The sequence below is a fragment of the Ligilactobacillus ruminis ATCC 27782 genome, assembly GCF_000224985.1.
Classification (GTDB): domain Bacteria; phylum Bacillota; class Bacilli; order Lactobacillales; family Lactobacillaceae; genus Ligilactobacillus; species Ligilactobacillus ruminis.
Genome location: NC_015975.1, coordinates 967,952 through 985,950, shown reverse-complemented (window position 1 = coordinate 985,950; position 17,999 = coordinate 967,952). Strand labels below are relative to the sequence as shown.

Genomic DNA, 17,999 nt, shown 5'->3' with positions numbered 1-17,999 from the left:
AGCACTATAATTATAATACGATATGAAATCAATTATATCATTTTAATCTAAAAAAAGAAATATCCACTGAATGTGAATTATATTCATCATGAATGACTTATTTTGCAACTTTAATCTCCGTATAAGGCGAAAACATCGCAAGCTGCTCTTTTGTCGGCTGCTTGTCCGTGATAAACATCGAAATTTTATCCAACGGACAAATTCGATAATAAGACTTGTTGATGAATTTTTGGTGCTCAGCAACCAAAATTACCTTTCTGGCACGCTTGACTGCCGTTCCGACAATCTGAGCATCGCCTTGATCGAGCAGATATGCACCGGTTTCATCAATCCCGGATGCTGCAATGAAGGCCGTATCAAACACGACATCGGCTAGCTCTTCCACGGCCAAGTTCGAATAAAAGTAACGATTTTCATGATTCAGAGTTCCGCTTAAAACTTTAACCGTTACTTTGTTGTGCTCAGACAACGCGATGCAATTGTCAAGCGAATGAGTAATGACCGTTAAAGGCATATTAATCGTCTGACAAGTTTTTAAAAGAATTGTTGACGCATCGACAAAGTAGACGTTGTGCGGCTTGAAATATTTGGCTGCTTCATTTGCAATTTGCGTTTTTTGTTTAGTAAATTGTGACAATCGACTTTGAAAATTGGGTACGCTCTTGCCAAAATCCAGAGGCAAAATGCCACCATGAGTTCGCTTGACCTCACCTCGCTTCGTTAAAAGCACTATGTCCCGACGCGCAGTATCCTGCGAAACGCCGAATTCCTCCATAATGTCTTTGGTAGAAAGTTCCTGACGTTCTTCGAGAAGTTGTTTAATGAGTTCGATTCTTTTTTCCTGACTCATGATTCACACCTCGACTTAAAAATATTCTCTACTTGATTATACAGGCTTGAATCAGTAATTTAAAGCAACTTTAATTACTTTTTAGAAAATAATGCGTATTTAACGATATTTTAACCGAAAAAAATCCGAAAAATAGTTGTTTAGTAAAATCGTTTAAGCAATTGTAAGTGAAATACAAAGCAAAAAGTCCCCGCTTTTCTTCAAAAGCGGGGACTTCACCGTTATCAGTTTTCGAATGCTTTCTGCATTTGCGGAACGATTTGCTTCTTGCGAGAAACAACGCCCGGAAGATCGACTTTGTTATCGACAAGCTTTTTGCCAAAGGCCTTTTCGACAACGTCTTGAGGTTCACCGACAACGAGCAGGCGAGTATCGGAATCAAGAATGTTCGTAACCATCAGCAAAAAGAGATCATAGCCTTCTTCTTGGTTTTGCTTCTCGATTGCAGCTCTTAAAGCACTTTCGCGTGCAAACACTTCATCAAGATCGACCGTATTCACCTGATCGACGCGAACAGTCTTTCCACCCATTTCAAAGGACTTTGCGTCAGCCGTGATGAGTTCTTCTTCAGTCTTTGAAGCAAGGTTCGTGCCTGCTTTGAGCATTTCCAGACCATACTTTTCGTAATCAACGCCGGCGATTTGAGCAAGTTCTTCAACAGCTTGCTTATCTTCATCCGTTGTCGTCGGAGACTTGAACAAAAGCGTATCGGAAATGATTGCCGAAAGCATCAATCCGGCGATCTTTTCAGGAACTTCAACACCTGAAGCCTTATATTCCTTATAAACGATTGTGCTGCAGCATCCGAGCGGTTCTGCATGATAATACAAAGGTGCCGCCGTATCAAAGTTTGCAATCCTGTGATGATCAACAACGTGAGTCACCGTAAGATCTTTAATGTCATCGACGCTTTGCTGCGGTTCGTTGTGATCGACGAGCATGACTGCTTCGACTTCATCGGAAGCTTTTTCAATTACGCGAGGTGCTGGTTCTTTGAAATAATCCAAAACAAACTTTGTCTCTTCGTTAGGTTCGCCCAAGGCAACGGCGTCAGTTTCAAAGCCGCGTTGATTTTGAAGATATGAATATGCTTTTGCGGCGCAAATTGCGTCCGTATCAGGGTTTTTGTGGCCAAAAACGAGTTCTTTCATTAGGCTGATTCTCCTTTTGAATAATATACGTTAATTATAACCCCCATAATATAAAAATACAATTATGAGTTAGTTCTCAGTATTGATTTTCTTAAGGTGTTCAATATAGTCGGCTTCGCTCAGATATTCGTCAAATGCATTTAAAAAATTAGCAATTCTCGGAATTTGATTTTTGCCTTTTCTGAAAACAAAAGATAAATCAAACTTGATTTCCGGCTCAAACAAGGCCGTCATCAGTCGTCCGTTGTTATGAGCCTCAACAAATGACATCGGCAAAGCCGTATAGACGTCAGTCTTATTTGCAAAAGAAAACAGCTGTGCAGGCGTCGCAAAGTGAGCAACGCTTGTCGGTTTGTCGATCAGAGCATTTTTATAGGCTTCGCGAATCACGTCGTTGACATAATACTGCGGAGGATAAGTCACCCAATCGTTCGTCAGCGTATCCTTCAATCGGATTCGCTTACGCTTGCTTAATTCCTCGTTATTGTGAATAAACAACAAATCCTCCGTAATGATTTTCTTTGATTCGTACGGTTTCCAATTCTTAATGCTTTCATCTGGAAGATATGTAACAGCAAGATCAATGGTATTGTTTTCGAGTCGCTCCCAAATCTCTTTGCGCGTCAATGAATGCAGCGTCAACTTAATCCCATGATTATGCTCATAATACTCCGTAATGAAACTTGCAAAAACGCTGCTTTCGATGGAAGCCAAAATTCCGATGCTGATTGAACCCTGAGTCGCGCTTGTCGTTTGCTGAATCTCATCGGCAGCCTTGTTTAAGGTTTCGTATATCTGATGCGTGGCATCAAGCATCGTGTAACCCGCATCAGATAAGTGCAATTTTTTCCCGACTGAATAAAACAACGGCGCACCGACCGTCCGTTCAAGCTTTTTGATCTGTTGGGTCAAAGCCGGTTGCGTAATCCCCAAAATCTGCGCTGCTTGCGTATAGCTCATCGTTTCGGCAAGCTGCAAAAAATAACTGAGCGTCTTGGAGGAAAAAATCGTATCTTGTTTTGTTTTCATAACATTTTCCTTTCAGGTTTGTTAATAATTAATTTATTTGACATCCCTAAAAACTTATCAATATATAAATTATAATACATCAAATTTACTCAATTGTTAATTAACAATTCCATGAACATGAATAATCTTCCAATTTTTAAATAACAAAAAGCCCGGATAAAATCCAGGCTTCTTCTTATTTAAAGTTTAATGCATCTTTCAGCGTCTTTTGAACGCTTTGCAATTCCGATTGACTGACGACTTCATATGAAACGCCGTCAATCATATCGCCCTTGCCTTGCAGCTGAACTTGCTTGATATTCTTCGCTCCCGAATACCCCGTTGCAATTTCTTTAACGTCATCAAACGTCAAGTCGGTCTTCATGTTTGATGAAATTACGTTGAGAATCTTTTGATACTTGAACAAGCTGCCAAGAGAAGCAATTTTTTCTACCATGGCCTGAACTACCAAACGCTGACGCATCTGCCGTCCGTAATCTCCGCGAGTATCTTCATAACGCATTCGCGTATATGCCAAAATATTGCTTGAATCAATCGTTACGGTTCCCTTGCTGAAATGCTTGCCGAGATTCGTAAACTCAAGGTCATTGTCGACCTGAACGGGTCCGATCGCATTTGAAAGCTGCTCCAACCCTTTCATGTTCAATTCGACATAATGATCAATCGGAATGTCAAGATAGGATTGGATCGTGTTCAACGCCCCCGTCATGCCGTCATATGAATATGCGGCATTGATCTTGTTGTTGCCGGGATGTCCTTCAATATGAACCAAAGTATCACGCGGAATCGATACGAGCGTCGTTTGACTCGATGTTACGGCCGCTACCATGATGGTATCGGTTCGTCCGCGATATGTACGTCCGTATTCGCCGGTATCGCTGCCCAGAAGAAGGACGGAAAACGGTTGTTTCTTAGACATGTCGACTGATTTTTCACGCTTCTTTTTATAGTTTACTTTCTTGAAAGAACGATCGACTGCATCTTTGGCAGAAAAATAAAACTTCGCCAAAACAACTCCGTCAACAAGCAAGAAGACACAAACGATTCCCAACAGCCACTTCCACCAAACGTGTTTCCTGTGATGGTGATGATGATTACTCATGTAAAACACCTGCTTCCTTTGCAACCTTAGATTGCAAATTATTTATACGACAATGTAATTATAGCAATAAAATCATCAATTGCATTAAAAAGCTTTATTTTTTCATAAAACTGTAACATATAGTCCAAAACATAAACTAAAACCTCGCTCATTAAAAAGCAGAGCGAGGTCTTGATTTAATCAGTCTAGCCAGTTTTCAGGATCTTCACGCCATCTGTGAAGCAATTCCTGTTCTTCTTTCGTGATGTATGATTCTTCAACTGCTGCTTCAAGCAGTTCCGTATAGTTCGTCAACGTTGCAAACGGAACGCCGGCTTTTTCAAAATTGCCGTTGACGCTAGGAAGCTGGTAGGAAAAGATTGCACATACGCCGATAACGTCTGCGCCTTCGTTTTCCGCAGCTTTGACAGCTTTTAAAACGCTGCCTCCGGTTGAGAGCAGATCATCAATGACGATTGTCTTTTGTCCTTTTTCAAGCACGCCTTCAATCTGTTTGCCGCGCCCATGATCCTTTGGCTTGGAACGAACGTACACCATTGGAAGATTCAATTCCTGAGCAATCCATGCGGCATGAGGAATTCCCGCCGTGGCCGTTCCGGCAATCATTTCCGTTTCCGGAAACTTCTCCTTGATTATCTCGGCAATGCCTTTTGCAATCCTGGTTCTGATTTCAGGATAGCTGATTGTTAAACGATTGTCGCAATAAATCGGACTTTTGATGCCGCTGGCCCACGTAAAAGGTTCTTTTGGCGAGAGTTTCACTGCATTTATCTTAAGCAGGTCCTTTGCTGTTTGTTTCATTGTTGATTCCTCCATAAGTTTGAGACTAAGCGATACGCTTCAACAGGATTTTGAGCCTGGGTAATTGCTCGTCCGACAACGATTGCTGAAGAGCCGTTCATTTCAGCTTCGTCAGGCGTCATCACGCGTTTTTGGTCGCCGATAGCTCCGCCTTTTAAACGAATTCCAGGCGTGACGCGCAAAAAATCGTCATTGGTTGCATCGGCAATCATCTGAGCTTCCCAAGCTGAACAGACAACGCCGTCCATCCCGCTTTGCTGTGCCAGTTCTGCGTAGCTTTTGACGCTTTCGGCCAAATTGCAGGCAATGTGCTGTTCTTTTTTTGCCATTTCAGGACTCGTCGATGTCAATTGCGTAATCGCCAAAAGTTTCGGGGCTTTTTTGCCATTGCTTTGAGCACCTTCCAACAAACCGTTTTTTGCGGCTTTCATCATTTCGCTGCCGCCACTTGCGTGCAAGGTCGTCAATGAGACGCCGAGTTTTCCAAGCACGCGCATTGCTGATTCGACCGTATGCGGAATGTCGTGGCATTTCAGATCCAAGAAGACATCGTGTCCCAGATCCATAATTTCTTTGACCATGTCCTGCCCTTCGGAATAGTAAAGTTCCATTCCGATTTTGACGAACAGCTTTTCTTCTTCAGGAAATTTTTTTAAGAAATTTCGACATGCCTCTCTGTTAGGAAAATCCAGAGCTATGATTGGACGCTCAATTTTCATTTGCAAATGCCTCCTTGACTTCTTTTCGCAGTTCTTCCAATGATGAAATTTGAAGCTCGTCCATCAAATCGGGAAGCTTTTCAATCAAATGCGGGCAAATCAGCGGATCATCGAAATGTGCCGATCCTACCTGCACGGCGGAAGCACCCGCAAGAAACATTTCAATGATATCTTCAGGTCGTTCGATTCCGCCAACGCCAATAATCGGCAAATCGCAAACATGGGCAACTTGATAAATCATGCGAATCGCAACGGGAAGAACTCCGTGACCGGAAAATCCGCCTGTCAGATTGCCCAAAACGGACTTTCTCGTCTTGAGGTCGATGTGCATCCCGAGCAAAGTATTGATCATCGTCAATCCGTCAGCCCCGCCTTCTTCAACTGCCTTGGCAATTGCGCAAATATCCGTGACGTTCGGAGAAAGCTTGACGTATACCGGCACGCTGGAAGCTTTTTTGACTTCTTCTGTCAGCTTCTTGGCAACTTCCGGAACAGTTCCGAAAGCCATGCCGCCTTTTTTGACGTTCGGGCAAGAAATGTTGAGTTCCAAAGCATCAACGTAGCCGCTTTGAGACAAGCGGGATGCGACTTCGACGTAATCTTCCTCAGAAGAGCCGCCGACGCTTCCGACAATTGGCAAAGAAGGATACGATTGCTTCAATGAAGGCAGCTTTTCAGCAATAACCGCTTCAAGCCCTGGATTTTGCAAACCGACGGCATTCAAAACCCCATTATCCATCAAAGCTATCTTAGGATTGGGATTCCCTGTCCTGGCTTCAACCGTCGTTGTCTTGACAACGATTGCGCCCAATTCATTCAAATCATATTTCGGATTTTCGCCAAAGCCAAAAGTACCGCTGGCCGGCATAACCGGGTTCTTCAAGTCAAGTCCTGGGAGCTTGACTGCTAGACGTTCATCAGACATGAAACTACCTCCAAAGATTTTATAATGACTCCGTTGCAAACGAACGGTTTTCAAGCGCGCGCAATAAAGCATCCGCGGTATTCAAAGACGTCAGCAATGCAATGTTGTGTTCAATTGCGGTCTGACGGATGACGAAACCGTCAGAAGACATCTCCTGATCGTGACTCATTGTATTGATTACGAGATCAACTTCATTGTTCATCAAAAGTTTGATAATTGCCGGATTATTTGAATCTTCTTCACCGATCTTGGAAACTTTCGTCGCATGCAGCCCGTTTTGACGCAAGAATTCGGCCGTGCCCTTGGTTGCAAAAATACGATACCCGATTTTTGCAAATCTTTCCGCAAGCGGAAGAACAACATTTTTGTCCTTATCTTCAATCGTGAACAAGACGCGTCCGCATTCTGGAAGCAGCATATTGGCGCCGGCAAATGCCTTATACAAAGCTTTTTCAAAAGTAAAGTCGCTGCCCATGACTTCACCCGTAGACTTCATTTCCGGCCCAAGGAAGCTGTCAACGTCAGCCAGCTTGCTGAATGAAAAGACAGGTGCTTTGACGTGAACCTGTTTTGATTCTTGATAAAGTCCGGACTCGAATCCGAGCTCTTTAAGCGACTTGCCCAAAATGACCTGGGTTCCCACCTGCGTCATTTCGATTCCGGTAATCTTGCTTAAAAACGGCACCGTGCGACTTGCTCGCGGATTGACTTCAAGGACGTATGCTTCACCCTTGTGAATAATGAACTGAATATTCATGATGCCGATGCACTTCAAAGCAACGGCAAGCTTCTTCGTTGCTTCAACGATCTGATCCTTGACGTCTTTCGAGAAGCTTTGCGGCGGATAAACAGCCATTGAGTCGCCAGAGTGTACTCCGGCATGTTCAATGTGTTCCATGATTCCCGGCAACAAAACGTCTTTTCCGTCACAGATTGCATCAACTTCACATTCATACCCTTCAAGATATGCATCGACCAAAATCGGATGGTCAATTTCTGCTTTGGCATTATGTGAAAGATATTCCTCAAGTTCTGCATCATTGTTGACGATTTCCATTGCGCGCCCGCCAAGAACGTAGCTTGGGCGAACGAGAACCGGATATCCGATTTCATGAGCACATTCCATAACCTGTTCTTGAGTCGTTGCCGTTTTGCCGATTGGTTGTTTCAAGCCAAGATTATTGATGACCTGATCAAATAATTCGCGATCTTCTGCCCGATCAAGGTCTTCGACCGTTGTTCCGAGAACCTTGACACCATGTGCTTCAAGTCCAGCAGCAAGGTTGATCGCGGTTTGTCCGCCGAATTGGACGATAACCCCGAACGGCTGTTCCAGTTCGATGACGTTTAAAACGTCTTCCAAAGTCAAAGGTTCGAAATAAAGCTTGTCTGAAATCGAAAAATCGGTCGAAACCGTCTCAGGGTTAGAATTCATGACAATTGCTTCATAACCGGCCTTTTGAATGGCCTTGACGCTGTGAACCGTCGCATAGTCGAATTCAACGCCCTGTCCGATTCTAATCGGACCAGAACCGATGACGAGGACTGAAGGCTTGTCTGATTTAATGCTTTCGTTTTCTTCATCATATGAGCTGTAGAAGTACGGAGTGTGTGATTCGAATTCGGCAGCGCAAGTGTCGACCATTTTATAAACCGGCAAAATCTTATTTTCATGGCGCAATGAACGAACCTCGTCTTCATCCATGTCCCACAGCTTGCCAATCGTATGATCGCTGTATCCGTAGTATTTGGCCGTTTTCAAGATTTCGATGTCTCCAACGTTGTGCGCAAGTTCCGCTTCAAGTTCAACGATGTGTTTGATGATGTCAAGAAAATAAACGTTAATCTTTGTCAGTTCGTTGACTTCTTCCAACGTAAATCCTCTTCTGAACGCTTCTGCAATGTAGAAAATGCGATCATCCTGCACGTGGAAAAGCTTGTCTTCAACCTCATCGTCACTGGCATCACGCGCTTCTTGGCTGATAAGATCCTTTTCATCGATTTCAAGTGAACGAACGGCCTTTTGAATTGCCTCTTCGGCATTACGACCGATTGCCATGACTTCGCCTGTAGCCTTCATCTGTGTTCCTAAGCGACGATCGGCACGCGGAAACTTGTCAAACGGCCAGCGCGGAATTTTGGCAACCACATAGTCAAGTGCCGGTTCAAATTCCGCATATGTCGTTCCGGTAACCGGGTTGATGATTTCATCCAAAGTCAAACCAACGGCAATTTTGGCAGCCATCTTTGCAATCGGATATCCGGTAGCCTTTGAAGCAAGCGCACTGGAACGCGAAACGCGTGGATTGACTTCAATAACGTTGTATTCATAACTGTTCGGATCAAGCGCCAATTGAACGTTGCAGCCGCCTTCAATCTTCAAAGCACGAATCAGTTTCAGCGCACAATCGCGCAGCATTTGATATTCGCGATCGGTCAGAGTCTGCGTTGGTGCGAGCACGATCGAGTCTCCGGTATGAATCCCGACAGGATCGAAGTTTTCCATTGAGCAGACAACCATTGCGTTGTTTGCTGAATCGCGCATGACTTCATATTCGACTTCTTTATAGCCTTTGATTGATTTTTCAATCAGACATTGCGTTGCGGGAGAAAGGTCAAGTCCGTTTGCACAAATTTCTTGCAGCTGCTGCTTGTTGTCGCACATGCCGCCGCCTGTTCCGCCCATGGTAAATGCAGGGCGCACGATTACAGGATATCCGATCTCATCGGCAAATTTCAAAGCCTCTTCAACGGTATTGACAGTTTTTGAGGCTGGAATCGGCTCGTTTAAATCCTGCATCAACTCTTTGAATTTTTCGCGATCTTCAGCCTGATCGATTGCTTCAAGCTTCGTGCCTAAAAGTTCAATATGCAGTTCATCCAAGATGCCTGTCTTGGCAAGTGCAATTGCCAAGTTGAGTCCGATTTGTCCTCCGAGAGTCGGAAGCAGGGCATCCGGATATTCTTGACGCAAAATCCGTGAAACGGATTCCGTCGTCAAGGGCTCAATGTAGACTTTGTCCGCAATCTTCGTATCCGTCATGATCGTTGCCGGGTTGGAATTGACCAAAACGACTTCATAGCCTTCTTCACGCAATGCCATGCAAGCCTGCGTTCCGGAATAATCAAATTCGGCAGCTTGTCCGATGATGATTGGGCCGGATCCGATCACCATGATTTTATGAATATCTGTTCTCTTAGGCATTGCTCTTTCCTTCCTTTCTATGGTCAATCATATGCATGAAATCGTCAAACAAATCGTCTGCATCATGCGGACCAGGAGCCGCATCCGGGTGAAACTGAACGGTAAATGCCGGGTAGCGCTTGTGACGCAGACCTTCGACCGTATTGTCGTTGATTTCACGGTGAGTAATGATGAGTTCATTCGTATCGACTGATTCAGGCTTGACCGCATAACCATGGTTTTGCGAAGTGAAATTGATGCGGCCGGTCGCAATTTCTCTTACCGGATGGTTGAATCCGCGATGACCGAATTTCATCTTGTAGGTATCGGCACCGTTTGCCAAAGCAAAAATCTGATGTCCGAGACAAATGCCAAAAAGAGGCAGGTGCTTTTCGATTTCTTTGACCATTTCGATTGCAGAAGGCACGCTCTTCGGATCTCCAGGCCCGTTAGACAGCATCACGCCATCCGGCTTGAGAGCCAAAATTTGTTCTGCCGTCGTATTGTAAGGAACGACGATCGTATTGCAGTCACGTTTTGCAAGTTCGCGCAAAATGCTGTGCTTTGCGCCAAAATCTACCAAAACGATGTTGCGATTGCTGCCAGGGTTTGGATAAGGACGCTTGGTCGAAACCTGTGCCACGACCCGATCGCTGATTACGGTAGCATGAAGCTGGTCGAATGCATGCTTCAAATCATCAACAGGATCAATCAAACTGCCCTTCATTGTCCCATGAACACGCAGCTTTTTGGTCAATGCGCGCGTATCGATTCCTTTTATTCCAGGGATATTCATCTGTTTCAAGAAATTATCGAACGTATCCTGCTTGCGCCAGCTATCGGAAACGCGTGCGACTTCGCGACAAACGACGCCGCGACAGTTGGGCTGAAGCGATTCGTAATCATCAAGGTTGACGCCGTAGTTTCCAATCAGCGGATTAGTGAAAACCAAAATCTGGTTTGCAAACGATTGATCCGTCACTGCTTCTTGATAACCGGTCATCCCGGTCGTAAATACGACTTCGCCTGTCGTTTGGCAATCGGCTCCAAATGCCTCGCCTTTATAGACCGTGCCGTCTTCTAGAACCAAATAACGTTTCATCGGTTAATTCCCCCTCTTGTAAGCAATTTTGCCGTCAACCAAGGTCATTGCGGTCGAAGCATGAACGGTTTCTCCCGTAAACGGAGTATTGATTCCTTTGGATAAATATTCTGATTCTTTGATCGTCGTTTCGTGATTAAGATCGAACAAAGCCAGATCGGCTGGCTTGCCGGGCAGAATTTCGCCGGCTTTTTCAATCTTGAAAATTTCAGCCGGATTGATGCTCATCCAATTAAGCAGCTGTTCCAACGTAAATACGCCGGTTCTGACATAACGTGTATACAGCATGCTGAAAGCTGTTTCGCTCCCTGTAATGCCAAATGAAGCATTACGCATGTCGCCTGTTTTTTCGTCAACGCTGTGCGGAGCATGATCCGTAGCAATAACGTCGATTGTTCCGTCCAAAAGGCCATTAATCAAAGCCTGCTGATCATTTTTTGTTCTAAGCGGAGGATTCATCTTGTAGTAGCCGTCATTTCCGGGGATGTCCTCTTCATTTAAGAGCAAGTGGTGCGGTGCGACTTCGCAAGTCACATTGATTCCATGCTGTTTTGCCAAGCGAACGAGCTCGACGCTTTCGACGGTCGAAACGTGACAGACGTGATAATGAACACCGGTTTCTTTTGCCAACAAAAGGTCGCGCGCGATCTGCGATGATTCACTGATCCCCAAAATTCCGGGCAAGCCAAGTTCTTCGGCACGTTTGCCGGCATTCATCACGCCACCGAACAACAATGAGTTGTCCTCAACGTGCGCAACGATCGGCATGTCGATTTCAGCGGCAGCTTTCATCGCAAGATACATCGTGCCAGCCGTTTGAACGCCGCATCCGTCATTGCTGAAGCCGAATGCGCCGGTTTCTTTCAAAGCTTCATAATCAACGCGTTCTTCTGATTTCAATCCTTTTGTGATTGAAGCGTATTGCAAAACATGAACCGCACCGTCTTTTTCGTTCAAATCCAGCATGTGCTGAAGCTTTTCGGGCGTATCCGGAACGGGATCGAGGTTTGGCATTGCGCAAACAGTCGTATATCCGCCATGCGCAGCTGCCATGCTGCCCGTTTTAATCGTTTCCTTGTACGTGAAACCAGGTTCGCGATAATGAACGTGAACGTCTACCAAACCTGGGGCAACCAAAAGTCCTGATGCATCAACAGTTTCATCGATGTTATCCGTCAAATCTGCCAAATCTTTACCAAGAGCTTTGATCTTGCCGTTTTCAATCAAAATATCCTCATCAGTAAATTTGCCGGCTTGATAAACCGTACCGTTCTTAATAAGCATTTTCATTATTCCAAACCTCCCAGCTTGCGTCCGCGCATCACTGCCTCAATCATTGCCATTCTCATAAAAACGCCGTTTTGCATCTGAACTTTGAAACGAGACTTATCTGATTCGACAAGTTCTGACGCAAGTTCGACGCCACGGTTGATTGGACCGGGATGCATGATAATTGCATCGTCTTTCATTTTTTCATAACGTTCTTCGTTAATGCCGTATTTCTTATGATATTCTTCAGGATTAAAGGAACCCTCGTTTGAATCTCCGTCATGACGTTCATGCTGAACTCTAAGAAGCATCATCACGTCCATTTTTTCAACTAATTCATCGACAGGAAGATATTTGCCATATTTTCCGAATTCATCAGAATACCAGTATTCAGGGCCTGAAAAATACACTTCTGCGCCAAGCTGCGTCAAAAGCTCCATATTGCTTCTTGCAACACGGGAATTTGTCAAGTCGCCGATAATCGCAACTTTCAATCCTTCAATTCTTCCAAAATGGTCATGAATGGTCATCATATCGAGCAGACATTGAGAAGGATGCTGTCCGCTTCCGTCACCAGCGTTTACGATTCCGATATCAAGCGTTTGATTATCGGATGTTTCAACCAAATCGTTGTAATAATTATTTTCCTTATGGCGAATAACTGCTAAGTCCAATCCAATCGCGTCCATTGTCAAAAGCGTATCGTAAAGCGTTTCTCCCTTCTTGACCGAACTGTGTGCCGGATCAAAAGGAATAACGGTTAAGCCAAGTTTTCTTTCGGCCATCTCAAAACTCGTATGAGTTCTTGTCGAATCTTCAAAAAACATATTGACCGAATACACCGGATTCGTCAACGTCTCAGGAGTTCCGCCGTGCTTGAAATATTCAGCTCTTTCGATCAATGCTGAAACATCATCGTTGCTCAAATTTTCAATCGTTACAAAATGCGGTAATCTAACAGCTTTCTTTTCGATATTCATTCTTGTCTGTCCTTTATCTTTAATTTAATTTAAAAAAAGACCTGAATCCGCAATCAGATCCAGATCTGCAAAGGTTCGTCAAAACATACGCACTTGTGCATACACCAAGTGTTTCAACCTTTTTGCCCTCTCTGGAGTCAGTTAAATGGTTGCTGCTTAACTATTCTGAGTATCACGCAATTCAATGCCGTCTTTTCCGTCGATTTCCTCAACATAAACTGCGATTTCTTCATCAAGCGAAGTCGGAATGTTCTTGCCGACAAAATCTGCACGAATAGGAAGTTCGCGATGACCGCGGTCAACGAGCACCGCCAAGTTAATCGTTTTAGGACGTCCTTGATCCATCAAAGCATCAAGAGCCGCTCTGATCGTGCGTCCTGTAAACAAAACGTCGTCAACCAAGATCACGTGTTTGCCCGCAATGTCTTGGCCAAGTTCGCTGTCGTTAACGACAGGTTCTTTGAGATGCCCGTCTTTATGGCTGACATCATCACGATATAAGGAAATATCAATTGCACCGACAGGAATATCGGCACCTTCAAGCTGTTTCAATCGTGAAGCGATGCGTTGCGCAAGATAAACGCCTCTTGTCTTGATGCCGACAAGGACGATTCCTTCAATTCCCTTGTTTTTTTCAATAATTTCATATGTCATGCGCGTCAAGGCACGCTTCATTGCCATTGCATCGCAGATCTCTTTTGTCATGTCAGGATCCTCCTTAAGATTTCAGTCCAATAAAAAACCACTCAGCCTAAAACGTACTGTTTAAGGCTAAGTGGTAAACGAATTTCATCAGTACCGACACACTGATTCCATTGCTCAATCCGCACCTTCTTAGCCTCTCTGGACTAATTTTAAAGGACTTATCATTAACATACAAGTTACACTAAACGATTGTTTTTGTCAAGTTTTTCCAGGCATTCTTGAAAAATTTTCGGCAAAGGAGCTTCAAATACCAACAATTTTCCAGTCGTCGGATGAACGAAACCGAGCTTTCCCGCGTGAAGGAACTGACCGTTTCCCTTAATGGTCTTTTTCGGACCATATAGTGGATCACCGACAAGCGGATGGCCGATGTATTTCATATGAACCCTGATCTGATGGGTTCTGCCAGTTTCAAGAATGCACTTTACAAACGTATAATCGCGATATCTTTTCAAAACCTCAAAGTGCGTCACTGCATTTCGCCCATCTTTGACAACGGCCTGTTTCTTTCGATCTTTTAAACTTCTGCCGATTGGAGCATTTATCGTTCCCTCGTCTTCAGCAATTCTTCCGTGCACCAAAGCAACGTACTCGCGAATATTCGTTTTATCCTTAAGCTGTTTTGCAAGAGATCGATGCGCCTTGTCATTTTTAGCAACCATCAGCAAACCTGAAGTGTCCTTGTCGATTCGGTGGACGATTCCTGGTCGAAAGGTTCCGTTGATTGTCGACAACGGACAATGATATAACAAAGCGTTGACCAACGTATGCTCATCGTGTCCCGGAGCCGGATGAACAACCATACCTTGAGGCTTGTTGATGACGATTACGTCGTCATCTTCGTAGACGATATCTAACGGAATATTTTCTGGTCTTAATTCAAGCGTCTTAGTTTCAGGTTCTTCAAGTCTGATCACATCGCCTGACTTAACCTTGTACTTTGCTTTTTCGGTTTTGCCGTTAACGGTAATGTTTCCACCATCGATCAGCTGCTTGATTTGCGAACGCGAATAATCCGAAAAGATTTCGCTGCAGGCCTTGTCCAGGCGTCCGTTTTGCATTTCAACAACTGTTTCCTTCATAATTCATCATCCTTCAGCATTGCAATCAAAATCACTGCCACGCCGATTGTCAATGCGCAATCGGCGACGTTGAAAACCGGAAAATTGATAAAGTCAAGCTGGAACATGTCGACGACGTATCCTAAACGCAAACGATCGATAAAATTTCCAATTGTCCCGCCAATCATTAAGGACAGTCCCGTTAAATACAGAGGCCTGTTACGAAACTTCCAAAAAAAGAAAGCCATCACTGCCAAAGAAACGATCGAAATGATTACGAAAAACCAAATTTGTCCAAGCAGCATGCTCCAAGCCGCACCATAATTTCTGATGTGAGCAAGCGATAAAATTCCGTCTACTATGCTGATGCTGGCATTAAGTTTGATCGATCCGACAATCAGATGTTTGACCGTCTGATCCAATATGACGATTGCTGCTATTATTACAAAATATAGAGGCATCTTTTTCTTACCTTTCTGTTGAATGTCACTTAACACAGTATACACTAAAAAAACGGGGAATTAAATCCCCCTGTTTGTTAAGTGTTTTTTCATTTAAGTTAAAGTAACATAATATAATTTCTTAAGACGGATTCGGCAGCAAAAAAAGACCGAAAATAATCTGCTTTAGAGTCAAACACCACCGACTGGCGCATTAAAAAAACGGATTTTTTCGTATGAATAACAACCGCCTGCAATGATGGAAATAAAGCCGAAAAAAGTCTGTCGGCAAATTTGAATGAGATATTGGCTGAAATAGTTGAGCAGCGCTTCTCTTTAAAAAGATAGTTTTTTTCACATATAAAAATCAAAGAAAAGCCGGACAAATTCAATCGCAAATCGACCGCCTTTGTCCGACTTTTCATTTATTTCAAGAGGAAAAGGAGAATTTTCCCCCCAAGCCTCTTCAATAGAAATTTTTACTTTTGTCAGGCCCTATCAGTATAAGCCTTCAATTACGCCTTCGTCCGTCAGATTTATCCCCATGGCGGCCGGAACTTTAGGCAGGCCAGGCATCGTTAAAACATTGCCTGTCAACGCAACCAAAAATCCCGCTCCGAGCTTCGGCACGAACTCGCGAACATGAATCGTAAATCCTGTCGGTGCTCCAAGAAGGCTGGCATCATCCGACAATGAGAATTGGGTTTTGGCCATGCAGACAGGCAACTTGTCCCAACCTAATTTGTGGAACTGCACAAGCTGTTTTTTCGCTTTTGGTCCGAATTCGACTCCGTCTCCACCATAAATTTCCCTAACGATTTTTTCAATCTTGACTTCAACCTCATCATCTGAACCGTACAAAGGCTTGAATTCCGTTTTCTTGTCGCATGCTTCGACAACGGCGTCCGCAAGTTCCAAAGCCCCGTTTCCGCCTTTGGCCCAAACGTCGCAAACAAAAGCTTTGGTTCCGTCTTGTTCGCAAAGCTCTTGAATTTTTTGAAGTTCAGCGTCAGTATCTTGAACGAAACGGTTGAGCGCAACGAGAACCGGCAAGCCGTAGCGCTGCATGTTTTGCACGTGCTTTCTAAGATTTGCATAGCCTTGCTCGACTGCTGCAACGTTTTCAGCATCCAGCTCTTTTTTTGAAACCCCACCGTTCATCTTAAGCGCACGGACCGTCGCAACGATTACTACGGCATCTGGCGTCTTGCCCAAAACCGGTGCTTTGATGTCCAAGAATTTTTCTGCCCCTAAGTCGGCACCGAACCCGGCCTCGGTAATCGTATAATCTGCCAGATCAAGGCAAGTCTTCGTTGCAAATACGCTGTTGCATCCATGAGCGATATTGGCAAACGGGCCGCCATGAATGACAGCTGGCGTATGTGCCAACGTCTGAACGAGGTTCGGCTTGATTGCGTCCTTCAAAAGAACGGCAATCGCACCGGTCACTCCAAGCTGGTCAACCGTAACCGGCTGCCTGTCAAAAGTATATCCGATGACGATGCGTCCAATGCGATTTTTAAGATCGGCAATGTCTTTTGCAAGACAGATGATGGCCATCAGTTCGGATGCCACCGTAATGTCGAAACCGTCTTCTCTCGGAACCCCCGAAGTCGGGCCGCCAAGACCGACAACGACATGGCGCAGGGCACGATCATTGATGTCAACCACGCGTTTCCAAATAACACGTCTTTGATCAATGCCAAGCTGATTGCCTTGATGAATATGATTATCGATCAAAGCAGCCAAAGTGTTGTTGGCAGCCGTCAAGGCATGCATGTCGCCGGTAAAATGAAGATTGATGTCTTCCATCGGAACGACTTGAGAATATCCGCCGCCGGTTGCACCGCCCTTCATGCCCATCACGGGTCCAAGCGACGGCTCGCGCAAGGCAATCATCGTTTTCTTATTCCTGAGCTGCATCGCATCCGCCAATCCGACCGTGACCGTCGACTTGCCTTCGCCGGCAGGAGTCGGGTTGATTGCCGTCACCAAAACAAGTTTGCGTTTGGTCGGTTCGTGATCTTTAAGCGGCAATGAAATTTTTGCCTTGTACTTGCCGTATTGATCAATTTCGTCCTCCGTCAGACCGGCACGTTTTGCAACCTCGCCAATCGGTTCCATCGTGCATTTTTGTGCAATTTCAATATCTTTCAACGCTGAACTTCCTTCCTTGTCATGAATGATTTAAGTATATCTCATATGACGGCAATTGTCAGCAAAATCTTCTTTTTTTAGTCATTTTATAATTATTTTTGCATTTAAAACGTCTTAAACACGAACTTTTTCGGGATTATTTAAAATTTTGTACAGTTTTTTGGCATTCTTGCATTTCATCATGACCGATAATTTCTGATATTTGGTCGTGAAAGCAAGGCCATGTTTTTCAACTTCAACATTTAAAATGTCGTCATATGAAATCTTTTTTGCATTCATGGAAAATACAGTCTTTATGGCCACACCGTCATTCTCAAGCACAATTTTTCTTCGCGCAATCTGCAAAATTGCGGCAATCAAAAAAATCACAAAAACAATGGCAGTGTAGACTTGGAAGACGGTGATTTCAAGCCACAAAAGCATACTGAATAAGAAAGCCATCCCAGTGTACGACCAACACGTAATTGAGGTCGGCAAATCAGGTTGATAATAAAAACGTTTTTCCACAAAAAACATCCTTTCAA

Annotated in this window: 16 protein-coding genes; all 16 read right to left on the bottom strand. The window is 44.3% G+C overall.

The window, feature by feature from the left end; genetic code table 11:
- Positions 1-97: 97 nt before the first annotated feature.
- Positions 98-850, bottom strand: coding sequence for a DeoR/GlpR family DNA-binding transcription regulator (locus LRC_RS04985; protein ID WP_003693950.1), 753 nt, complete (start codon positions 848-850; stop codon positions 98-100).
- A gap of 224 nt (positions 851-1,074) precedes the next feature.
- Positions 1,075-2,001 carry a manganese-dependent inorganic pyrophosphatase gene (locus LRC_RS04980; protein ID WP_014073422.1) on the bottom strand — a complete coding sequence of 309 codons (927 nt, stop codon included), beginning with the start codon at positions 1,999-2,001 and terminating at the stop codon, positions 1,075-1,077.
- Between the two features lie 69 nt (positions 2,002-2,070).
- Positions 2,071-3,030 (bottom strand): LysR family transcriptional regulator, encoded by a 960-nt coding sequence (locus LRC_RS04975; RefSeq protein ID WP_014073421.1) that lies wholly within the window; start codon positions 3,028-3,030, stop codon positions 2,071-2,073.
- Between the two features lie 175 nt (positions 3,031-3,205).
- Complete coding sequence (locus LRC_RS04970) at positions 3,206-4,132, bottom strand: LCP family glycopolymer transferase (protein WP_014073420.1); 927 nt, start codon at positions 4,130-4,132, stop codon at positions 3,206-3,208.
- 180 nt (positions 4,133-4,312) lie between these two features.
- Positions 4,313-4,933 (bottom strand): orotate phosphoribosyltransferase, encoded by a 621-nt coding sequence (gene pyrE, locus LRC_RS04965; RefSeq protein ID WP_003698353.1) that lies wholly within the window; start codon positions 4,931-4,933, stop codon positions 4,313-4,315.
- A complete protein-coding gene (gene pyrF, locus LRC_RS04960; protein ID WP_014073419.1) occupies positions 4,930-5,652 on the bottom strand; it encodes an orotidine-5'-phosphate decarboxylase in 723 nt (240 codons plus the stop codon). The genes pyrE and pyrF overlap by 4 nt, the downstream gene beginning before the upstream one ends.
- Positions 5,642-6,577 carry a dihydroorotate dehydrogenase gene (locus tag LRC_RS04955; RefSeq protein WP_014073418.1) on the bottom strand — a complete coding sequence of 312 codons (936 nt, stop codon included), beginning with the start codon at positions 6,575-6,577 and terminating at the stop codon, positions 5,642-5,644. The genes pyrF and LRC_RS04955 overlap by 11 nt, the downstream gene beginning before the upstream one ends.
- Positions 6,578-6,596: 19 nt before the next feature.
- Entirely contained in the window at positions 6,597-9,782 is a 3,186-nt protein-coding gene (gene carB, locus LRC_RS04950; protein ID WP_041819970.1) for a carbamoyl-phosphate synthase large subunit, read from the bottom strand.
- Complete coding sequence (locus tag LRC_RS04945; RefSeq protein WP_014073416.1) at positions 9,775-10,863, bottom strand: carbamoyl phosphate synthase small subunit; 1,089 nt, start codon at positions 10,861-10,863, stop codon at positions 9,775-9,777. The genes carB and LRC_RS04945 overlap by 8 nt, the downstream gene beginning before the upstream one ends.
- 3 nt (positions 10,864-10,866) lie before the next feature.
- Positions 10,867-12,153 (bottom strand): dihydroorotase, encoded by a 1,287-nt coding sequence (locus LRC_RS04940; RefSeq protein ID WP_014073415.1) that lies wholly within the window; start codon positions 12,151-12,153, stop codon positions 10,867-10,869.
- A complete protein-coding gene (locus LRC_RS04935) occupies positions 12,153-13,112 on the bottom strand; it encodes an aspartate carbamoyltransferase catalytic subunit (protein ID WP_014073414.1) in 960 nt (319 codons plus the stop codon). The genes LRC_RS04940 and LRC_RS04935 overlap by 1 nt, the downstream gene beginning before the upstream one ends.
- A gap of 156 nt (positions 13,113-13,268) precedes the next feature.
- Positions 13,269-13,817 (bottom strand): bifunctional pyr operon transcriptional regulator/uracil phosphoribosyltransferase PyrR, encoded by a 549-nt coding sequence (gene pyrR, locus LRC_RS04930; RefSeq protein WP_014073413.1) that lies wholly within the window; start codon positions 13,815-13,817, stop codon positions 13,269-13,271.
- A gap of 176 nt (positions 13,818-13,993) precedes the next feature.
- Positions 13,994-14,899 (bottom strand): RluA family pseudouridine synthase, encoded by a 906-nt coding sequence (locus tag LRC_RS04925; protein ID WP_014073412.1) that lies wholly within the window; start codon positions 14,897-14,899, stop codon positions 13,994-13,996.
- Positions 14,896-15,363: a signal peptidase II gene (lspA, locus tag LRC_RS04920; protein ID WP_305775243.1), complete on the bottom strand. Its 468-nt coding sequence runs from the start codon at positions 15,361-15,363 to the stop codon at positions 14,896-14,898. The genes LRC_RS04925 and lspA overlap by 4 nt, the downstream gene beginning before the upstream one ends.
- 453 nt (positions 15,364-15,816) lie before the next feature.
- On the bottom strand, positions 15,817-17,475 hold the full coding sequence (locus tag LRC_RS04910) for a formate--tetrahydrofolate ligase (RefSeq protein ID WP_014073409.1): 1,659 nt from the start codon (positions 17,473-17,475) through the stop codon (positions 15,817-15,819).
- Between the two features lie 114 nt (positions 17,476-17,589).
- Positions 17,590-17,991, bottom strand: a complete 402-nt coding sequence (locus LRC_RS04905; RefSeq protein WP_241531259.1) for an EbsA family protein — start codon at positions 17,989-17,991, stop codon at positions 17,590-17,592.
- Between the last annotated feature and the right edge of the window lie 8 nt (positions 17,992-17,999).